Raw genomic sequence first — 19,784 nt, forward strand, 5'->3', positions numbered from 1 at the left:
ATCGGCAATACATAGATGAATAATTTTACGCGTTTAGAACAACCAACAGGCCGTTTTATTACGACTGCAGATAGAGAATATCTCTTTTTCGGTGGGACATCCTATCTCGGGCTGGCAACCAATCTAGCATATACCTCTATTTTCATAGCGGGTATACAACGATATGGTATAAATAATGGCACATCACGAAATAATAATGTGCAACAGGGCATATTTGATCAGGCAGAGGACTATGCGGCAAAACGTTTTGGTTTTGAAGCAAGCCTATTGCTTTCCAGCGGATATTTGGCGGCTCAATTTCTTGTCAGGACATTGGCTACAGAAGGAGAAGTCCTGCATGCCCCATCCTGTCATCCGTCTTTGTGGTTAGACGAAAAACCCGCGGCAACAGGAAGTTTTGTTGACTGGGCTACTGCTACTGTCGCTTATATCAATCAATCGCCGCAGACTTCATTTATCATCGTTAGCAACAGCCTGGATAATATGAAGCCGGAGGCTTATGACTTTACGGTATTTAGCCATATTGATCCAAACAAGAAGATTGTATTGCTTCTGGACGATTCGCATGGAATTGGTGTTACCCGTAAGAACGGTATTTCATTCGATAGAAGCAATTTTCACGTGTCCAATATTGAATTAATTGTCGTTGCCTCCTTGGCGAAAGGTCTAGCGACAGATGCGGGTTTGATCTTGGCGGACGAGCCGCGGATCAAGTCTCTTAAGCGATCCAACTTTTATATCGGCGCTTCTCCAAGCTCACCGGCGAGCGTGTATGCATTTGTTTATGGCGAGCAGATTTATCTGGAGCAATTCCAAAAGTTGCAACATAATATAAGTTACTTCCGGGAGCGTATAGCGTCGCAATTAAATACTGTTTCTAATTTTCCTGTTTTTTCTTCAACGGACCCGAACCTTTATGCCAGACTGATGGATGCTGGAATATTGGTGTCAAGTTTTCCTTATCCGCTTGCTACAGACCCCTTATTGAATCGGGTTGTGGTGAATGCGCATCATACGGAAGCAGATTTGGACCGACTAAGTCATGCAATTGGCATATATTGATTTTTATATGACATCTCATGAGGCAACATGTTGTAAATTAGATAATTGTTTTTATTTTTGAGGTTAATTTAAAGATGGGTCTGATGTAATGTCTCGTTAATTGATTGTAAATGTTTGGCTTTTGGAAGCTTATTTATCAAAAAAGTATTTAAATAATTTCCATTACTCATTTTAAAACAATACTTTTGCATCCCCAAACATTAGTTGGCTTAAGGGTTGAAAAATAAATAATTACAGTAAAATAGATATGACTAAAGCAGAAATTATTGCAGAGATCTCTACCAAAACTGGCTTAGAGAAGGTAGATGTTCAAGAAACCGTAGAGGCGTTCTTTAAAGTTGTCAAAAACGCAATGATCGGAGGAGAAAATGTATATGTAAGAGGTTTTGGTAGCTTCGTAGTCAAAAAAAGAGCTGAGAAGACTGCAAGAAACATTTCAAAAAATACAGCAATCATTATCCCTGAACACTTTGTTCCTAGTTTCAAGCCAGCTAAAATTTTCGTAGAGAAAGTAAAGAATGGCAATAAATAATCTTTAAAATAGATTAACATGGCAAAAACCAAACAGATAATAGTAATAGGATCAGTAGTAGCCTTGGTTGCTGTGCTCTTGGCGCAGCCTATTAAAGGTTTGGTGAACAAAGAAAAACAAACTGCTGCAGCATCTGAATCGAAGCCTTCCAATGAAGTAAATTTGGAAAATATATCTTCGATGACAAAACAAGGTTTAGATGCTAGTTTAGTCAAAGAAATTTCCGATATTGAGGGCCAAGTTGCAAAAGCTTCTGGAGAGGATAAGATAAAGCTGTTGCAACAGTTGGCAGATAAGTGGGACGATGTCGCAAAACCAGCCCCTCAGGCTTTCGTCTATGAGGAAATGGCAAAGGTTTCCCCAAAATTTGAATATTGGTTGAAAGCAGGTAATGCTTATCGTGCTGCTTATACAAATTTGCAGGATTCTACTTTAGCCCAGGCGTTAAATCAAAATGCAATTCATGCATACGAGGCAGCGTTGAAAGCGAATACAGGTAGTTTGGATGCAAAAACAGGATTAGGTGCCGCAATGGTATCAGGAACGAACAATCCCATGGCAGGTATTGCCTTATTGCGAGAAGTCGTTGCTGCTGATCCTAAAAACTTAGAAGCAAACAAAACTTTGGGGTTGTTTTCATTACAATCCCGTCAGTTTGACAAGGCCATCGAGCGTTTTAAGACCGTTATCGATCAAAAACCCGATGCTGAGTCATACTTTTACTTAGCCACAGGCTATGAAAATATTGGGATGAAAAAAGAGGCCGTGACTGCTTTTCAAAAAAGTAAGGAGCTGGCAGCTGATCCTTCCCTATCACAATTCATTGATCGAAAGATTGCGGAATTGAGCAAGTAATTAATTTATTATTTTATAATCATTAAAAAATTTAGCTATGCCAAGCGGAAAAAAAAGAAAAAGACACAAGATGGCTACTCACAAACGTAAAAAACGTTTAAGAAAAAATAGACACAAGAAAAAATAGTCTTGTGATGAGCTTTTAAACATCTTGGCCCATTTTGCTGAGATAGCTTTACGAAACGATCTACATGTCTGTGAAGGGTGTGTAGATTGTTTTTTTCGTAACAACGTTCTTTAAATGTTTAATCGGATACCAAAGATTGCGATAGGATATTGCATAGGTATCAAAAATGAGTAGCTTTTGGTAAAGGAATTAATTATCGATTCAACTCCTGATAAAGGGGTAACTATTGCTTTACTACAAGATAAGCAGCTTGTTGAACTTAACCGCGAGCCCGCAAATAATAACTTCGCCGTTGGAGACATTTATCTCGGACGTATTAAGCGAATTATGCCAGGGCTTAATGCAGCTTTCGTAGATGTAGGCTACGAAAAGGATGCTTTTCTACATTATTTAGATTTAGGTCCTCAAGTTCAATCTTTGCTGAAACTTACGCGTATAGTGAAGAATGGCAGTTATCAAGAGAAACTGCTCAATAGTTTAAAACTTGAAAAGGATATCGATAAAGCTGGTAAGATCTCTGATGTCTTGAGCAAAAATATGCTCGTGCCAGTACAAATCGCCAAAGAACCCATTTCAACAAAAGGACCTCGTCTGAGCTCAGACCTTTCAATAGCAGGTCGTTTTGTCGTTTTGGTACCTTTCTCAAGTACTGTTTCCATTTCCAAACGTATCAAAGGTAGTAACGAACGCAACCGCCTAAAGAAGATTGTCGAAGGAATTAAGCCAGCTAATTTTGGCGTTATCATTCGTACAGTTTCCGAGGGTAAAGGCGTTGAAGAACTACAACGTGACTTATTGGACCTGATCTCAAAATGGGAGCTATTTACCAAACGTCTTCGTAATGCTGAACCGCCTCAAAAGGTTCTTGGCGAAATGGATCGTGCATCCACTATTCTACGGGATATTTTGACAGACGAGTTTTCACATATTTATGTTAATGATCCTTCGATCTTCGAAGAAACAAAATCATATATACACGATATATCTCCAGATTTGGAGAAAATTGTCAAGCTTTATAAACATAAAGAGCCAATTTTCGATCATTTTGGAGTTGAAAAGCAAATCAAGGCAGCTTTTGGCAAAACTGTAACATTGCCGGGTGGCGCATATCTCGTAATTGAGCATACCGAAGCCCTGCATGTCATTGATGTCAATAGTGGTAACCGTTCTGCCAACAAGGAGAATCAGGAAGATAATGCATTGCTGGTCAATATGGAAGCAGCAAAAGAAATTGCGCGACAGCTGCGTTTGCGTGATATGGGCGGAATTGTAGTCATCGATTTTATCGATATGCATAAGCCTAATCACCGAAAAGAGTTGTATACGTTCTTAAAAGAATGTATGGTGTCTGACAGAGCGAGACATACGATTTTACCACCAAGTAAATTTGGATTGGTTCAAATTACACGTCAGCGCGTAAGACCCGAAATGAATATTGTCACAAACGAAAAATGTCCGGCTTGTGATGGTACAGGTGAAATCCGATCCAGTATTGTCGTGATGGATGATATTGAAAATAATTTGAAATTTATTCTTCAAGAACAAAACGAAAAAAAGGTGACCTTATGTGTTCACCCTTACATAGACGCCTACATTAAGTCTGGTTTGATTTCTAAAAGAATGAAATGGTTCATGAAGTACGGAAAATGGATTAAAGTAAATCCAATGACGTCATATTACCTAACTGAATTCCATTTCTTCAATGCGAAGGATGAAGAAATCAAGTTATAATAGAAAAAGATTAACGAAAAGGGTTAGTAGTGATACTAGCCCTTTTTTGTTTTATACGGACTCTATTTTGCGCGCTTTTAAACCCAATGGATTATTATCCCATCTTTTTCCATTTTACGGAAATAAGTCATTTGCCGTTTTGCATAGCGGTGTATTTCTGTTTCCAATTTTGTGATGAAGGCGGGGTAATCCAGCTGCCCTAGCAGATGTAGTGAGGCATACTTATATTCCAGACCATAATATTGCAGTTGCTCGTGTGTGATGCCTTCGGCCAATAGTTTCTCCACTTCCTCTAGAAAGCCTCCTTTCAACCGTTGTTTTAGTCTTTGGCTAATGTGCGCGCGTCTAGTTTCCAAGGGCGGATTTAGTCCGATAACGATACTGTCGATCGTCCGTTGCGGACCGAGGTGATCGGGATAAAGCTTTAAAAATGCGAGTATTTCTATTGCTCGGATCATACGCTTTTTGGTGGAGAGATCTATTTGAAAATTTGCTGGGGGTGTATATTCCTGAAGACGTTTTAATAGCTCAGCTTCTGAATACTCAAGCAAAGACTCTTTCAGTCCTTCTATCGAGGGGACTAAGGCATATGGATTTTGTTGGATAACACTTTGGATATATAGGCCCGTGCCACCACAAAGGATGGTATGTTTTCCCTTTGCTGCGATTGATTGTTGGGCTTGGTGAAAATCTGCTATAAAGTTTCCGAGATGATAACGTTCCCCCGGTTCATGGATGTCGATAAGGTGATAGGGAATATCTTGGTATTCAGATAGGTCTTTTCCCGTGCCGATGTCCATTCTCCGGTAGATCTGACGAGAATCTGCACTGATAATTTCAGCGTTAATTTGTTGGGCCAGCTGTACAGCTAATTTGGTCTTTCCCGAGGCTGTGGGCCCTAGGATTACAATAACTTTCTCTTTTGGAACAGCCTGCTGCTCCAAAAGAGAAAGTATAGGATTTAATCTGTCTATCACAGAACAAATTTAGTCCATTTTTCTGTTCCTTCGTTATTTTTTACAACAGTATCAATGAAGGCCATACCTCTTACTCCATCATAAACAGTTGGAAAATCCAGTTGTTCCGCTGTTGGAGTCTTTCCTTCACGTTTTGCCGTCACTGTCGCTGCAAAATTACGATAGATATTTGCAAATGATTCTAATAAACCTTCTGGGTGACCTGCAGGTACACGGGTATTATGCGTTGCAAAAGAACTCAACGTATACGGTGCAGCATATGCATTTCCTGTGCGGTAAAGCTGACGGGGTTGGTCGAGCATTTTGATGATTAGATTGTTCGGATCTTCGTTGGCCCATTCTAACCCACCTTTTTCACCGTAGATACGGATACGGACAGCATTTTCCTCTCCGGCTGAAATCTGTGATGCCATCAATACACCTTTTGCGCCATTTTCGAAACGCAAAAGTACTGAACCGTCATCGTCCAATAGACGACCTTCAACAAATGTCGTTAGATCAGCACATAGTTCTTCAATCTTCAATCCCGATACATACTCCGCTAAATGAGCCGCATGTGTACCAATATCACCCATAACCAAAGATTTCCCTGAACGTTTTGGATCTGCACGCCAAGCCGCTCCGGCATTGCCTTCACGTTCTGTTAAACGACTCAACCATCCCTGTGGATATTCAACAACAATCTTTCTGATCTTGCCGAAATGACCTTCTTTGATCATTGCTTTGGCTTGTTTGACCATTGGATAGCCTGAATATGTATGGGTAAGGCACAAGGTGCGGCCTGTACGTTCCACAGTTTCTTGCAATTCTTTTGCTTCTTCAACAGATACAGTCATTGGTTTTTCAACAACAACATCAAAACCCTTTTCCATTGCCAACTTAGCTGGAGCAAAATGTAAAAAGTTAGGGGTTACGATCGTCACAAAATCCATGCGCTCTCCTTCAGGAAGCAGAGATTCTTTTTCGACCATCTCTTCATAGTTTAGATAGACACGCTCAGGAGCTACAAATAGGTCTTCTCCAGATTGTTTTGAAATCTGCGGATCAATACTAAATGCACCACAAACCAGTTCAATCTTGCCATCCATAAAAGCGGCAATACGGTGTACAGCTCCGATAAAGGCATCATTTCCGCCTCCGACCATACCCATGCGAAGTTTTCTCTTCATAACGTTATTATTTTTGATTATTTATTTTTCAAACTCTTACAGTGTACAATATACACAATTTACCTTATTTTATATATAAAATCATCTTGATACTGCCCATATTTTGCTTTGGAAAGCCACTGGGAAACTGGTCCACGAGGGTGTTTAATTCCGCAGTGTTTCGATAGGCATACCGTGTTGTTCCTACAATCCAAAAGTTGATCGGTGCTGTTATTTCTTTCGCAACAAACCCAATTTTTTCTAAAGAAGAGTGCTGGCTCCAATCGCGATCGGTAAAGGTCATAATATCTCCTGGTGAGAAATCCTGACGAAAAGCTTTAATTAGCTTACTTAATCCGCCGATAACGTTAAAGCCTGATTTGTTGCAAAATCGTAATAACTCAAATGAGCGATAATCTTCCTCTCTATCCAGCATACGCCGTCCTCCGGAGAATATAGCGACGGCAACAAGTTCACCCTGCTCATAGAGTCCATAGCGGTATTTGCCTGGCAGAGCTGTCTGTAGATGATGTTCCACGAGGAACTGCAAGCTAGTTTTTTTGTCTATCCGGGCAACTACAGTGTTTCGTGCGTAAACACGTCTGTCATTTTTTGTTTTGGAAACAATACGTCTGACAATTAAGTCAAACTTCGCTACTAACTGGTCTTCATCGATATGAATACACGGTGTGGAAGTCTGATGTCTAACGGATTTATTGTGAGGATACAATAAGATTAAACTTGTTAATTCCGTTGGGATAATTTGTAGAAATCCATCAAGTCGCTGGAGCTTCAATGAAGTCTCTAAAGCCTGCTCTAGCCGAAGCTTGAACTGTGTTGCTAAATTTAGAAAGGATGGATCCATAAAGCAAAAGTAACTTTTATCGAACTTTTGACGAAATATTCACTTTTAATAATAATCCGTACCTTTGTACCGAAGAATGAAATCTTGTTGTGGATTCTACTTGTTAATACGCACCATAATGCAGAGGCACAAATTAGCCTCATATGATCTCAAAAGAAATTGTGCATACAATTAACAATCGATACGTGACAACCTTTAAAAGTAAACAGTGTGCAGCGGACTCATATATAGCAAGGAGTATCGGCACTTATAAATAATTATTTACATATGAAACTTCCGATAGTGGCGTATGGCGACCCCGTATTAAGAAAGGTTGCTGATGAAATAGATGAAGACTATCCAGATTTAAAGAAATTGATTGATGATATGTTCGATACCATGTATGCAGCGCATGGTGTTGGATTGGCGGCTCCGCAGGTAGGTTTACCTATACGTATGTTCGTTATCGATGCAACACCATTTGCAGAAGATGATGAAGAAAATAAAGAGATGCTCAAATCTTTTAAAAAAGTATTCATTAACCCGATCATGGTTGAAGAGTCTGGTGAAAAATGGGCTTTTGGGGAAGGATGTTTAAGTATACCAGATATTAATGAGGACGTATTGCGTCACAGAAATATCCGCATCAATTACTTGGATGAAAACTTTGAAGAACACGAAGTGGATCTAACAGGTCTGGCTGCCCGTGTGGTACAGCACGAATACGATCATATTGAAGGGAAATTGTTTACCGACAAATTGAGTGCTTTGAAGAAAACAATGTTAAAAGGGAGATTAGACGCCATTGCGAAAGGAAATATTCGCGTAGGTTATAAAATGAAATTCCCCCAACAAAAGAAAAAGCGTTAGTCCAAACTAACGCTTTTTCTTTTGCTTGTGACTTTTCTTCGTCCTGGTCTCAAAAACGAACTAAATTATCTAAGGTATTAGCCTTGTCGAGGAGAAACTAAAACCGATATAGCTTATTCTATTTAGTCCAGGCGCGGAAGATATAACCGATATTTAACGGCCGTCATCCGAATCAAAAATACAACTGCGGCTCCAATAAAGGCCGCCCAAGAAAGGTCGAGATCAAGATGCACAAGGAATATATAAATGAGACCACCACCCAGACAGGCTGTAGCATATACTTCTTTTTTAAAGATTAGCGGTGTTTCATTTAGCAGGACATCGCGTGTCATACCGCCACATACAGCTGTGAACATCCCAAAGATAATGGCTGCATAGGTATTACTTTCGTAGTTGAGCGATTTTTGTACGCCCAAGATAGTAAAAAAGCTAATTCCTATGGCATCAAAAAGCGTCAAGGTACGATAATAACCGTACAATTGTTTATTGAAGATAATGGCGATTAGAATTCCTAGGAAAATAGCAATGAGATAATTGCTGTCATTGACCCACACGGGCCGTAGATTTAAAAATACATCCCGCATTGATCCTCCACCAATGGCGGTCACAAAGCCTAGAAAGGCAGCTCCAAAAATATCAATATCCTTGCGTTTTGCTGAGAGGGTTCCCGATATAGCAAAAAATAAGGTGCCCAGCAGATCACTCAGATAAAAATAGTTGGCATCAGTAATCATGATAATTTTTTTAAAAATAATTATGTTAAACGCTCCCAATTGACAGCCACTGACAGAGCATCATCAATCAGGACGAATTTCCCTTTGTAGAACAAAGTTAGGAGAAATCCCGATAGTTTAGATTCACCGAAAGACGAATTGCTTTTAAACCAGCGATTCCCTGCACATCCTCCAATTTTAGATGTTCTATGGTCTGTTCAATGATGCCCATGTCGTAGATTGCTTGTATACTTAACATGAGATCCTCTAAGATTTCATCCGATAAATAAACAATAGCTATTTTATTGACTTGTGTAAGCCGTTCTTTGGTTCGTTTTATACGTATTTTATCTATTCTTTTTTTGATTATTTCATAACGGATGTTGAGCGATCCCTCTACATCAAACCGACGTTCATCTTCCCGAAAGCTGATATCAATGCTATGAGGATTAATAAAGATCAGCTGAGTTGTCTCCAAAGCGAGCGGTAGGATGTCTTTTAGATGATAAGTTTTTAAAGCAATTCTAGCCATCGAAATAATCTGCTGACGTCTAAAAACGTTAATAAATTCGTAGCTGAATGGGTTTTGCGGAGTAATGGATTCACCGATGTATATATCATATTCAATGCCATCAGTTCTAAATTTTTGAAAATAAGACGGATAATTCCCTTGAATAAAACTGTTGAAATGATCGAGTTCCCTGCTGATAACCTGGTTGGTTTGGCGTAAAGAAGTTTCAAATTCATTCCGATAGAATTCACCTGTATCGCGATTGGTGAAAAAATGTCTTGCATAATGTTCAATGACCTCTATTTTCGTCGGGAATTGCCTTCTGGCTTCTTCCAAAAATGGCTGTACATCTTTTCTGAAAAAATCGATGATCTTCACCATTGATTCATCAAAAGAAATATGGTCAAGAGATTCCGTAATCTGGTCGACACGGCTTGAAAAAGTCATAATTAACTTGTGCTTTCCATCCAGAGACAGTTCATCAATAAGCATTGCGAGCTGTTTGATCTTAAAGCTAAAATCCTTTAAAATAGAAGCATTTCGTATGATCGTGGAATCTTTGACGTCAACAGCGCCATAAAGTGGGTAGACCTCTTCAAATACGACCGCTTTGATATGTGCGTCTGGACTGTCATTTTCTAGTTCCTGGATGTACTGAGCAGCGACATGGTTAAATTTCCACTGAACGGAGGGCTGTATGGTCGTAAAGCGGTTTATGATAATATCGTCAATACGTTTTTTAAATTCAAGGGTGATATCCTGCGATAGTTGTGATAAGATAGGAACTAAGGCGCCTAGGGCCTGCATGGTCTCATTTTCGAGCTGATCCTCTTCACGGCTGTATATTTCCAATATACCCGAAAGGGAATGGTTATGAATCAGTGGGATACACAAATAGGCTTTTACCCCAGATTTGCTAATCTGCTCGTCGAAAATGGACTTTGTGTTCCGGATGCCATTCATCGCATTATTATTATAAAAGATCACATGCGGATGTTTGAGGTAGCCTGCAAGTTCGGCATTGATCCTGAAGGAATTATTTGTGGTGTAGGCTTCGGAGATCAGGATGCTTTTATTGGTGATGGTATAATCAAAAAAAGGCACTCCATTTAACTGAAACAATGGAAATAGGCTAAAAACAGTATCAGCACCTTTTAATATCGGCGTCATGATTTTCTCTAAATCTGATAAGAAAAGATGATAGTTGTATGTCGGAAGATCCAATAGAATAGATTGGATTCTCTGTAAGGTATGTTCAGTACTGGTCTTCCTGAAGGTCACTATGCTAAATCCCGATAATTCGAAATCTTCCAGTTTGACGGTGCTAATGACCGTATTCCAGTCGAATAGCGAATCACTGGGATTTTCCGACAGACGTCCAATATCAATAGCGGGCAAAGTTTTCTTCGCTTTGATCTCAACAAATTTGCAGTCGATGTCTAAATCATAGTAATCGATGATTTTGCCCTGATCATCGAGTTGATGATAGACAATGCTGATATGCTCATTGGATGAAAAACCATATAATCGTTCGAAGATCAGTGTATAGAATAATTTTTCTTGGTTTGTTAGGAGACTTCCAGCGCGCATTTTGCCTTGAATTTCCTGTTCCGCGAATTTCGTTCCACATAGGTCAAAAAAAGCTTCCGTTCCATAGAAGGCTTCTTCCGCTAGTGGTGTCGTTAATGCCCAGTATTTTTTTGGATCGGTGTCAATCAGCGATACGGAGAGACTATAAATTAATTGAAGGATATCCTTATATGCATTGAGATTATGTTTGCAGAGTTTACCATTCACATGCTCTATTTCTTTAATTCGTTCCAATGCAAATAAAGGAATCATATCATCCGATGGAGTGCCATTTTCTATAAATGACTCCAGGTATTTGAAGAATGGTTCAAAGTCAAGTCTATTTTTTGTATACGTATTGGCACTTTTTGTCGTGCTGAGTTGTACTTTCTTTATTTCCATGGATCGAAAATTTTAGAAGCGGAAACCGGTACTGAAGTAGGGATACCAGCCTTCGTTGGATTTTGTCATGACAACATGTAAAGGAAGCGCATTGGCTACGATATAGTAAACTCCGCCGCCTACCCCCTGATGAAACTTGTCGTTGTTATAACCTTTGGCCCACACCTTCCCGATATCGTACATCCCCATGAGTCCGAATTCACCTGGAAGGACATAGCTTTTGACATCATGCACTTTAACGCGTGCTTCGATGTTATTATAGATCATCTGCTGGCCGGCGAAACGATATTGACGGAATCCTCTGAGATTTTCATGGCCGCCTAGAAATAGATATTGATAAAACGTAGGATTACCGACGACTGTTCCGCCCCCTATTCTATTGGCGAATATAATGCCCTCATTAAACGCACTAAAATAGCCGGTCATTGCTGCACTTAACTGTGCGGAATTTTTTGAATACTGATTGAGTCCAAAATAGGAATTTAAAGCGGCTTCGATAAATAGTCCCTTGCTCGGATTGATCTTGCGATTACGGGAGTCCTGTGTCAAAAATGCATTGATGCCCGCAAAAGCTTTGTCTTTGGTTATCGAAAGACTATCGTATGAATGCAATGCCTGAGGATTTAGAATAAATCGATCCTCATTTTCAACAGGATCTAAGTGATAAAATTGAATATGTGGACCTACTGCTAAGTTTAAGGTGGATGAAGGCTTCCATCTTAACTGCGGATTGATATTGAAAATATTAAACCTACTCCTATAATATTTTGCACCATATTGTTCCTTCAGAAAGAGCGAGTTATTCCCCACGCCAAAGAAATTCTGGGTGTTGTCAGGGGCTTTCGCCAACGCGTCGACAACAAGATCGGCATTACCGACAATAGCTGTCCATTCTCCTCTATAATGGATTTTATATGCCCCGGTCCGAAAAGCCGTTGCAACGGTGAGCTGCTGCTTATATGTAAATGGTGTTTTTCTAAATCCGCGCTGATGGGTGTAGGCGGCACCAAGACCGAGCGAGAAGCCGTCATCGGCATTATAGCCGGCAGTAAGCAATGGAAGCCAAGAGTTATAAAGGTTTACCGGCACAAATTGCGTATTTAAACTATCCCGGCCATAATGAAGTTTTATCCTATTAGCGTTTCCCAAGAATGTTGATCCTTTGGTGTTTTCATACAGCCTGATTTTGGATTTGCTTTGGCTGATCACATACGTTTTTGGAATGCTGTCCCCTATAATTCGAAGCTTTATGGGAGAGCTTGCATTATTGATCACAACAGAATCTTTACCTTCGGATAAATAAAGACGAATTTCTTTTGTCAGGTCATCTTTATAGGTTTTGTCCATCAATGTTTTGGTGACTTTACCATCTTTATTGATTTTTAAAACCTTAATGTTTAAGCTTTTATTTTTTGTGCTGGTTATTTCAACCTTTTCATTTTTGTCGCTTAAATGAATATCGACAATGTTATTGATAAAATGGTAGTATTCTTCCATTGCTGCAGGCATCGCATCACGGCGGCTCTGAAGTGTCTTGAAAATTTGTTCACCACGAATAGCAATCGATGACTGGGGAAGGCTATGAACCGATTCCCATAACACGGAATCTGTAAGACGGGCGACAAATTGTGATACCTCTTTGGTCCATTCCTTATGGGATAGTTGGTTGCTGGGGTGAGCATTTAAGAACCGTGATTTGAATAACGAATAGCGGATATTAGGAATTCCCATTGTAAAACCCTGCATAACGGGGTTCACAAACTGCTGATAAATATCTTTCATCAGAAAACCTTGTGTGACACGCAATGCCTGATCCCGGTCACGGGGAATAGGAATATAATCCTTATCGCGATCTGTACTGTCCTGATTTTCATTGTACCATCGCCATTGATCTTCATGTCTGTCCCAATCACTTACCAGTACGTCCAGCATTCGGGCCCTTAGATAAGCCTTGGGTTTAAAATTATCATCATTATCTTCTTGCAGCTTTCGTACAGCCTTGGGGCTATTATCTGAGTCTCCAAGTGGTTCGCGCTCTTCCAATAGGGCCACTGTATGCTCAAACAGTGGGGCATATTCGCCTAATATGCTGTCTTGGGCAACAACCCCGATGATGGGGTGTGCATGTGGGACGTTTACCGCATTTGCGAGAGCTGGGATCATTAAGGCAGAATAGGGATGTTGCGCACTTGTCGCATCATCCAGGACATCCTGGACGAAGGTGCCGTGTAATTCTTCGGGGATCAGTGATTCTGTCCTTTTATTGACCGACCTTAAAGCCCATTCTCTACCTGTGGGATCTGTTAGCCGTAAAGATACAGATTGCATCCCACCGCCCTGTTTGACAGGACTTAATCCGCCGTTCAGCTGAGAGAGCTGGAGCAAGGGCAAAGCGGTCTTTGCCGCCCATTCTTTACGGTAGTTTTCTCCCAAAAAGAACTTTTTAAACCGGCTCGCTTTGCCATATTTTGCATTCGCAATGACCGTTATGCTATCCTTGATAAGAATAGGAGCTATTGCTTTATCCTGATGTACTACGGACGGTTTGTGCTTTTGTTGTGCATAACCATGACTAGCAAGAAAAATGAGAAAGAAAGGGACGACCTTTTGCATGCCTATTGTTTTTCAAATTTATAAATGAGCCCTTTATCCTGATTACCGGCTTCACTACTGATATAGAGATTGAATTTGGAATCAAAATTGATACCCTCAGGCTGTGGGAACATTTTCGGATCTAAGGAATTCAGTGATTTTACATGAAAATTCTCGTCGGTCACGACAAGAACTTTGTCTACAGAGGATAATATATACCATTCTTTACTATCCGCTTTTTTTGCCAAGGCAGATGGTTTAAATGTTTTCTTGATTTTGGGGTCGAATTCTTTCAGCTCGTCGAGCTGAATGGCAAATTCTCCTTTTGGCTGGAATTGTCCATTTTCGCCGATTGTAAAGATATAACCGGAAGTTTGCGCCTGCTTTCTATCCACTTTACATTCTTTGCATAATACGTAGGCTAAGTTGCTTTCCCGGTCTACAAAAAGCCCTTCATATTCTCCTTTTGGCAACAGGTTTTTCTGTTCGACAACGTTTTTTATATTTTCCTTTTCAGCGCTAGGAAAAGAATAGATACTGCCATTACTCTTTAAGACAAAGATGTGCGTATTGCTGATAGAGATATCCTCATAGTCACCATCTTTACCGAAGGGTGTAAACGTAACTTTCTGAGTCGCTTGGTTAAATTTATATAGCAATCCCTGCTCATCCTGGATGGCATAAATATCATCATCCTGTCCTGAAATAAAGGCTATTCCAGATATCTCCAGCAATTCATCCGGCAAACTCATCTTTATGCCTGAAGACAATGTATAGGGAATATTATGTGGTTGTTCTGCTTGAACATGAGTGAACTTGCTGTTGTTTTCTTTGGCCTTATTATTGGGGTTACAGGCGGGGAAGATAGCCGTTGCTAGACCTAATGCCATAGTTGTTAGTATCGTAGAATTTTTCATCTTTATATATAATTAACTTTTAAATTGATGAAGCTGTCAGGTTTACAGGATTAGCTTACGCTCAATAATTGTATCGTAGGCCTTTTCAAGAAGACTTTGGCTTATTTTCGTAATTAGTCCTGATTGATTGCATATTAACGTTTTAAATAATCAAGGATTTGTTGCTGAGAAACATTCTGCTGCCTTATTTCTATAGACTGGTTTTGCCCTCGTTCATCGAGTACAGTCGCTTCGCTGTCGTCTGCAAACTGAATATCAAAAAGTTCTTGCATCTGAACCGCTAATGCAGGGTTCAGAATGGGAAAACATGTTTCTATGCGGCGGTAGATGTTGCGGTTCATCCAGTCTGATGATCCAAGGTATGTGTTTGTATTCGTTTGATATTGGAAGATAAATATTCTTCCGTGTTCTAAATATCGACCTACAATCCGTTTCACGACAATGTTTTCGCTTAGTCCAGGTACTTGTGGTTTTAATCTACAGATGCCCCTGACCAATAGCTGCAGTTGAACTCCTGCCCGACTTGCTTCGTACAATTTATTGATTAACGATTCTTCTTCTAGATTGTTTAATTTAATTTTTATGGCTGCCGAGGCTCCGGTTTTAGCTGCTTGGATGGTTTGGTCAATTAGCGATATAAATGTATGCTTGAGATTAAACTGTGCAATCAGTAAATGATCAAAGGATAGCTCATTCGGATTATTGGGTTTCTTCCTTGCTGGTAAGAACTCGAATAGCATCTTTAATTCTTTAGTCAATAACTTATTCGAGGTAATGAGGAAGTAGTCCGTGTAGATCTTAGCTGTTTTTTCATTTAGATTTCCTGTTCCAAATAGAGCACTTTCACGACCTTCCTTACGTTTGACAAGTGCTATTTTAGCATGCACTTTTAGATTCGGGATACTGTAGGTAATTTTTACACCTTGTTCTTTCATCAGACGGGCCCAATGCATATTGTTCGCTTCATCAAAACGTGCTTTCAATTCGACAAATACATTGACTTTTTTTCCATTTTTCGCTGCTGTGGCTAGCGCCTGTGCAATACGAGAGTCACTGGCGATACGATATAGCGTAGTGTAGATCTCCTCGACGGCTGGATCTATTGCTGCCTCGTTGAAGAAACGTAATATGGGGTCGAAAGATTCGTAAGGCGTACAGATCAGCATATCTTTTCGATCTATCTGATCAAAAATAGATTCCTGGAAATTTTGGTATCTCTCGATCTGCTGTTGTTTGGGATAAGAAAATTTATCCATTTTAATCGGGAATGAGAAAAAATCCTTCAGGTTGTGGTAGTTTCCCCCCTCAACAATGCTGCTTTTTCGCAGATCGAATAAATTAGCTAGTGTTTCAATCAGCTGTTTTGGGAAATTAGGTTGAAATAAAAAGCGTGTTGCATAGCCAAGGTCTCTTTTATTGACTTCCGCTTCAATTTTTTGTGCAATATCCCCCTCAAATTCATCTTGCAGATTTAATTCCGCGTCACGGGTGATTTTAAAGGAGTAGAAGCTTAATGATGTATTTCTTACGGCTTCGGGAAAGAATAGTTTGATGATGTCATCTATGAGCAAGACATAGGTGTTTCCATTAACCTCACAGGTAAAAAATCGACCAATATGATTGGACGGAATGTTGAGAAAGAATACCGCTCCCGTGTTGTCGTCTGTGACCGCAAAGTACAGCTGATTGTTAATTGGAAAAAAGGATGTATCATCCAGCTGGATGATTTGGAGATAGGAGGCAATTGTATGAAAGAAATATTGTGCGGCGCGTTCTTTTATGTCTATAGGAATAGCTTGATTGTAAATAAAGAATATATGTTCTTTTGCCAATTCTTGTATAATATCAGCGAGTAATAGGCCAAATTTTTCCTGTTGTTTGTTTATCGTTTTTGAGGCCTTTTTATACGTGCCAATATCGAGGTTTGGAATGAGCTGTTCGGGATTTTGCTTCATTATTTTTTTCCAAGCCATTAATACAGGCATTCTAACCCGATAAAATTCATCCAGATTGGAGGAAAAAATGGCGAGAAACTGTAGTTTTTCCAATAAAGGTACCTCCTGCCGCCCAGCTTGGTCAAGTACTCTTTCATTGAATGATAACCAGCTAATATCTCTGTTGATGTAAAGGTCTTTATTCTTCATCCGTATTAATTTATAAGTATGGCAACATGTTTACAAAGACATCAATAAATATTTTATATCGTGTCAATTGGAAGCTAATAATTGGTTTAAGTTTTTTATTTTTAAGCTGTTAAAGTATGTCTTGTACCCTGATTTAACATATTGGGATTCTATTGATATGGACCTATTAAAATATGGTTGCGGCGACAAAAGAAACAACCGATATAACAAGCCCAAACATAAAAATTCCATATGCGTATCGAAGAAGCTTATATTTGCGTCCTAAAACGACCCCCTGCGAATAAACATCCTTGGTCAGCATGCCATATAAAAATTCAGAATCGACCATTACTTTCTGCATTCCCTCATTGTAGTCGTCGAGTTTCATTTTATAGAAGTTTCCAAAAAAAAGAAGATTGACTGACTTTTGTTCAATTTCCTCCTTGGAAAATTTGCCTGAAGGAATTTTGGGGATTGTTGACAGTATGGCCATGACCATCGTTGCAACCACTGCGGTTGTTAAGATTATTGTTGGGATAATAAGATGTTCGTTGGCATCTAATTTTCGAAATAAAACAGCAATGACGACAGAAAGGATAATAGAATTGACCGTTAGCAATATATTAGCTTTATTGTCTGCCATATCACTTAATCGTTGATTGTTTGACGAAGTAATACGAAACATTGTTTCTATTCCACGTTCCGGCTTGCCACCTTTTTCTTTTTCCTTTTTGTCTTCTTTTTTGCTTTCCTTATTTTTTAAAATAGATTTCTCCTGTTTTTTCTCTAGTTCTTTTAGATTCATCTCTTTTTTTGCATTGAGCTTTTGCTGTGCATATTCAGTGTGGTAATGATGGCTCTTTAATAATTTAATTGTGCCCGCCCTCCATACATCTTTATCGATCTCCTTCCCGAGTACTGCTTCGGCTTCGGCTTTCATCAATTTATTTCTAGTGACGAAATCATCGTTTCCGAAATGAAATAGGTCAGCATCGCAGAGAATTTCTTCTAGCAGGTTTGCGGGATCTTGAGGCATTCTGGTTGCCAGAATACAACCTCTGATTTTTTCCTGGATGTCTTCCGGTATGCCTTTGTCCCGTAGAAAGTCGAATGCAATCTCCACACTTTTCTTCTCATGACCGATAGCATTATCGGATTTTACGTAACCCAGATCATGAAAATAGGCTGCACTGATAACGATAAAGTGATCCTCCTCTCCTAATTTGTAGTACGCTGAAATTTCCTCTGCAGCACGTACAACTGAACGAGTGTGTATCGTATTGTGGAAACAGTGGCAAACGGAGATATTATCTATAATATAGCTCTCGGCATATTCTTCGACCTGTTTTAAAAGCTGCGCATAGTCTATCATGGATCAATATGATTTTATTTGGAATAAAAGTATTCATTATCTTTAATTTCTTAAAAATAAGATCTTCCTTTTTGTTATTTATTAACCTAGATCAAATTTACTGAAAAAAGAGTTATTCCGATAGTTGTAAAATTGCCTGTTTCTTTTTAGCCTCTTTTATGCTGTGTTACTCCGAGTATATCGCGTTTTTCGGCCGTTATCTAGGGCTTATCCGGTCTTCATTCAGTCCCCAAAGCCACTTTAAATACTGTTTAAGCGGGTTGTGAGCATACTGCGACTGGGCTCGCAGCGTGTTAGACTCGGACTCAACACGGACTCAGCTCGGACTTACCCTGGATTCATGGTGTATTACGGATAAATAAACAGTACTTGTGTGATGCTTTAAAGCTGCGGGTATATCGACTTAAACCTGCGGGGTGAGCGAAACAAGAGCTGCTCCACTGCATCGTTACATTAAGGCATTCCTAGTCTGATGCTGCCGCCCCCAAATTCTTTTTAAGTCTTTATAGCGTGTTTTTCCGAGTTGTTCGCGTGTTTACAGTGTTGCTGCGGAGTTTTTCGGCTGCGGTTCGGGCCTGCGTTGGCCCTTGGTCGGGGCATCCGGGGGGCATGGTCGCAACCGGAACGCCATTTGTCCTTGGTGCTAGCGGGGTGAGTCAGGGTTATACTCGGAGGCAACACGGAAGGAACACGGACGCAGCACGCTGGCAGACCGAAACTGTCCACAGGCTGTCCCGAACGTGCTCCGAAGCTGTCCACAGGCTGTCCCGAACCTGCACCGAAGCTGCTCCGATACTTTTTCGACGCGTTTCCCCCGGATGTCGGTGTCAGGTACATAACACATAGATACCATACTGGTTGATTGAGCTTATCCATAAGCTTTCCTGAGACAGGTAAGATCCCGATCCAGGTATGCGTCCTTTCTATATAGACTTTTTGATAGATACCCGATATCCCCATCTAAGTACAATATCCCGTATACATGCTGTATGGACAGAATATATTCAGTAGTACTACATAATATCCTGCAGAGCCTCCTGCCTGTTTCCCCCAATGTCAGCGTCAACGCCTAGTTGCCGGCGAAGGCCGGTGGTATAGCTGGGGCAGCATAGTCCCATTCCAGACTCCGTCCTGCTCCTGAAGCCGGAGCTGAAATCCTTTGGCAAACCTCGGGAAACCTCGAGGCAGCTCCTTTCACGGTGCCTTGTGCTTCCCTGTTTTCATTTGGGTTGCAGGATCAGCTGTTTTTGGCCTTCCTCTGCACCTCCCGCCACCAAAAATCAAAAAGAATCTCCCACCCTGACAGCGAGTTATGCCCAAAATGAAAATAATAAGAACAAAAGGCTTGGAAGTTTGTATTTAATCTCCCTATCTTTGCACCACTCCGCAAGGGAGGGACGGTTACTTCGAAAGAAGAAATCATGAAAAAAGAAGGGTTT

At 40.1% G+C, this 19,784-nt stretch carries 15 protein-coding genes; 5 read left to right on the top strand and 10 right to left on the bottom strand.

From position 1 onward, the window contains the following. Positions 1 to 15: 15 nt before the first annotated feature. From B3C94_RS04505 to B3C94_RS04520, 4 genes are all read left to right on the top strand, one after another. On the top strand, positions 16 to 1,062 hold the full coding sequence (locus tag B3C94_RS04505) for an 8-amino-7-oxononanoate synthase (RefSeq protein ID WP_293899651.1): 1,047 nt from the start codon (positions 16 to 18) through the stop codon (positions 1,060 to 1,062). A gap of 247 nt (positions 1,063 to 1,309) precedes the next feature. Next, complete coding sequence (locus B3C94_RS04510; RefSeq protein ID WP_046673299.1) at positions 1,310 to 1,594, top strand: HU family DNA-binding protein; 285 nt, start codon at positions 1,310 to 1,312, stop codon at positions 1,592 to 1,594. Between the two features lie 18 nt (positions 1,595 to 1,612). After that, a complete protein-coding gene (locus B3C94_RS04515; protein ID WP_293899654.1) occupies positions 1,613 to 2,449 on the top strand; it encodes a tetratricopeptide repeat protein in 837 nt (278 codons plus the stop codon). A gap of 304 nt (positions 2,450 to 2,753) precedes the next feature. Next, positions 2,754 to 4,307, top strand: a complete 1,554-nt coding sequence (locus B3C94_RS04520) for an Rne/Rng family ribonuclease (RefSeq protein WP_293899657.1) — start codon at positions 2,754 to 2,756, stop codon at positions 4,305 to 4,307. Positions 4,308 to 4,384: 77 nt separating this feature from the next. On the opposite strand, the gene miaA is transcribed toward B3C94_RS04520, so the two are convergent. From miaA to B3C94_RS04535, 3 genes are all read right to left on the bottom strand, one after another. Continuing rightward, positions 4,385 to 5,284, bottom strand: a complete 900-nt coding sequence (miaA, locus tag B3C94_RS04525) for a tRNA (adenosine(37)-N6)-dimethylallyltransferase MiaA (protein ID WP_293899660.1) — start codon at positions 5,282 to 5,284, stop codon at positions 4,385 to 4,387. Continuing rightward, positions 5,281 to 6,453: a Gfo/Idh/MocA family protein gene (locus tag B3C94_RS04530; protein WP_293899663.1), complete on the bottom strand. Its 1,173-nt coding sequence runs from the start codon at positions 6,451 to 6,453 to the stop codon at positions 5,281 to 5,283. Before B3C94_RS04530 ends, miaA begins: the two co-directional genes overlap by 4 nt. 64 nt (positions 6,454 to 6,517) lie before the next feature. Continuing rightward, entirely contained in the window at positions 6,518 to 7,297 is a 780-nt protein-coding gene (locus tag B3C94_RS04535) for a hypothetical protein (RefSeq protein WP_293899666.1), read from the bottom strand. 267 nt (positions 7,298 to 7,564) lie between these two features. Here B3C94_RS04535 and def point away from each other — a divergent pair, with 267 nt between their 5' ends. Beyond that, the gene (def, locus tag B3C94_RS04540) at positions 7,565 to 8,146 is read left to right on the top strand and encodes a peptide deformylase (protein WP_293899669.1); all 582 of its coding nucleotides are present in this window, start codon (positions 7,565 to 7,567) and stop codon (positions 8,144 to 8,146) included. A gap of 122 nt (positions 8,147 to 8,268) precedes the next feature. Here the strand turns inward: def and B3C94_RS04545 are convergent, their stop codons facing one another. The 7 genes from B3C94_RS04545 to B3C94_RS04575 all read right to left on the bottom strand — a co-directional run bounded on the left by B3C94_RS04545 (position 8,269) and on the right by B3C94_RS04575 (position 19,305). Beyond that, entirely contained in the window at positions 8,269 to 8,880 is a 612-nt protein-coding gene (locus tag B3C94_RS04545; protein ID WP_293899672.1) for a trimeric intracellular cation channel family protein, read from the bottom strand. 97 nt (positions 8,881 to 8,977) lie between these two features. After that, positions 8,978 to 11,341 carry a GAF domain-containing protein gene (locus B3C94_RS04550; protein ID WP_293899675.1) on the bottom strand — a complete coding sequence of 788 codons (2,364 nt, stop codon included), beginning with the start codon at positions 11,339 to 11,341 and terminating at the stop codon, positions 8,978 to 8,980. 12 nt (positions 11,342 to 11,353) lie between these two features. Continuing rightward, on the bottom strand, positions 11,354 to 13,954 hold the full coding sequence (locus B3C94_RS04555) for a hypothetical protein (RefSeq protein WP_293899678.1): 2,601 nt from the start codon (positions 13,952 to 13,954) through the stop codon (positions 11,354 to 11,356). A gap of 2 nt (positions 13,955 to 13,956) precedes the next feature. Next, positions 13,957 to 14,850, bottom strand: a complete 894-nt coding sequence (locus B3C94_RS04560) for a hypothetical protein (RefSeq protein ID WP_293899681.1) — start codon at positions 14,848 to 14,850, stop codon at positions 13,957 to 13,959. A 134-nt stretch (positions 14,851 to 14,984) separates the two neighbouring features. Then, positions 14,985 to 16,994, bottom strand: coding sequence for a polyphosphate kinase 1 (gene ppk1, locus B3C94_RS04565; protein ID WP_293899683.1), 2,010 nt, complete (start codon positions 16,992 to 16,994; stop codon positions 14,985 to 14,987). A gap of 166 nt (positions 16,995 to 17,160) precedes the next feature. Beyond that, on the bottom strand, positions 17,161 to 18,345 hold the full coding sequence (locus B3C94_RS04570; RefSeq protein WP_293899687.1) for a Pycsar system effector family protein: 1,185 nt from the start codon (positions 18,343 to 18,345) through the stop codon (positions 17,161 to 17,163). A 495-nt stretch (positions 18,346 to 18,840) separates the two neighbouring features. Further along, positions 18,841 to 19,305: a hypothetical protein gene (locus tag B3C94_RS04575; protein WP_293899690.1), complete on the bottom strand. Its 465-nt coding sequence runs from the start codon at positions 19,303 to 19,305 to the stop codon at positions 18,841 to 18,843. Between the last annotated feature and the right edge of the window lie 479 nt (positions 19,306 to 19,784).

This window comes from Sphingobacterium sp. UBA5670, from assembly GCF_002420705.1.
In the GTDB taxonomy this organism is placed as follows: domain Bacteria; phylum Bacteroidota; class Bacteroidia; order Sphingobacteriales; family Sphingobacteriaceae; genus Sphingobacterium.

Bases quoted from the DNA above. Each gene is read 5' to 3' on its own strand.
- B3C94_RS04505 (WP_293899651.1), top strand. From the start codon at position 16: ATGAATAATTTTACGCGTTTAGAACAACCAACAGGCCGTTTTATTACG.
- B3C94_RS04510 (WP_046673299.1), top strand. From the start codon at position 1,310: ATGACTAAAGCAGAAATTATTGCAGAGATCTCTACCAAAACTGGCTTA.
- B3C94_RS04515 (WP_293899654.1), top strand. From the start codon at position 1,613: ATGGCAAAAACCAAACAGATAATAGTAATAGGATCAGTAGTAGCCTTG.
- B3C94_RS04530 (WP_293899663.1), bottom strand. From the start codon at position 6,453: ATGAAGAGAAAACTTCGCATGGGTATGGTCGGAGGCGGAAATGATGCC.
- B3C94_RS04535 (WP_293899666.1), bottom strand. From the start codon at position 7,297: ATGGATCCATCCTTTCTAAATTTAGCAACACAGTTCAAGCTTCGGCTA.
- def (WP_293899669.1), top strand. From the start codon at position 7,565: ATGAAACTTCCGATAGTGGCGTATGGCGACCCCGTATTAAGAAAGGTT.
- B3C94_RS04545 (WP_293899672.1), bottom strand. From the start codon at position 8,880: ATGATTACTGATGCCAACTATTTTTATCTGAGTGATCTGCTGGGCACC.
- B3C94_RS04550 (WP_293899675.1), bottom strand. From the start codon at position 11,341: ATGGAAATAAAGAAAGTACAACTCAGCACGACAAAAAGTGCCAATACG.
- B3C94_RS04555 (WP_293899678.1), bottom strand. From the start codon at position 13,954: ATGCAAAAGGTCGTCCCTTTCTTTCTCATTTTTCTTGCTAGTCATGGT.
- B3C94_RS04560 (WP_293899681.1), bottom strand. From the start codon at position 14,850: ATGAAAAATTCTACGATACTAACAACTATGGCATTAGGTCTAGCAACG.
- ppk1 (WP_293899683.1), bottom strand. From the start codon at position 16,994: ATGAAGAATAAAGACCTTTACATCAACAGAGATATTAGCTGGTTATCA.
- B3C94_RS04570 (WP_293899687.1), bottom strand. From the start codon at position 18,345: ATGATAGACTATGCGCAGCTTTTAAAACAGGTCGAAGAATATGCCGAG.
- B3C94_RS04575 (WP_293899690.1), bottom strand. From the start codon at position 19,305: ATGGGGATATCGGGTATCTATCAAAAAGTCTATATAGAAAGGACGCAT.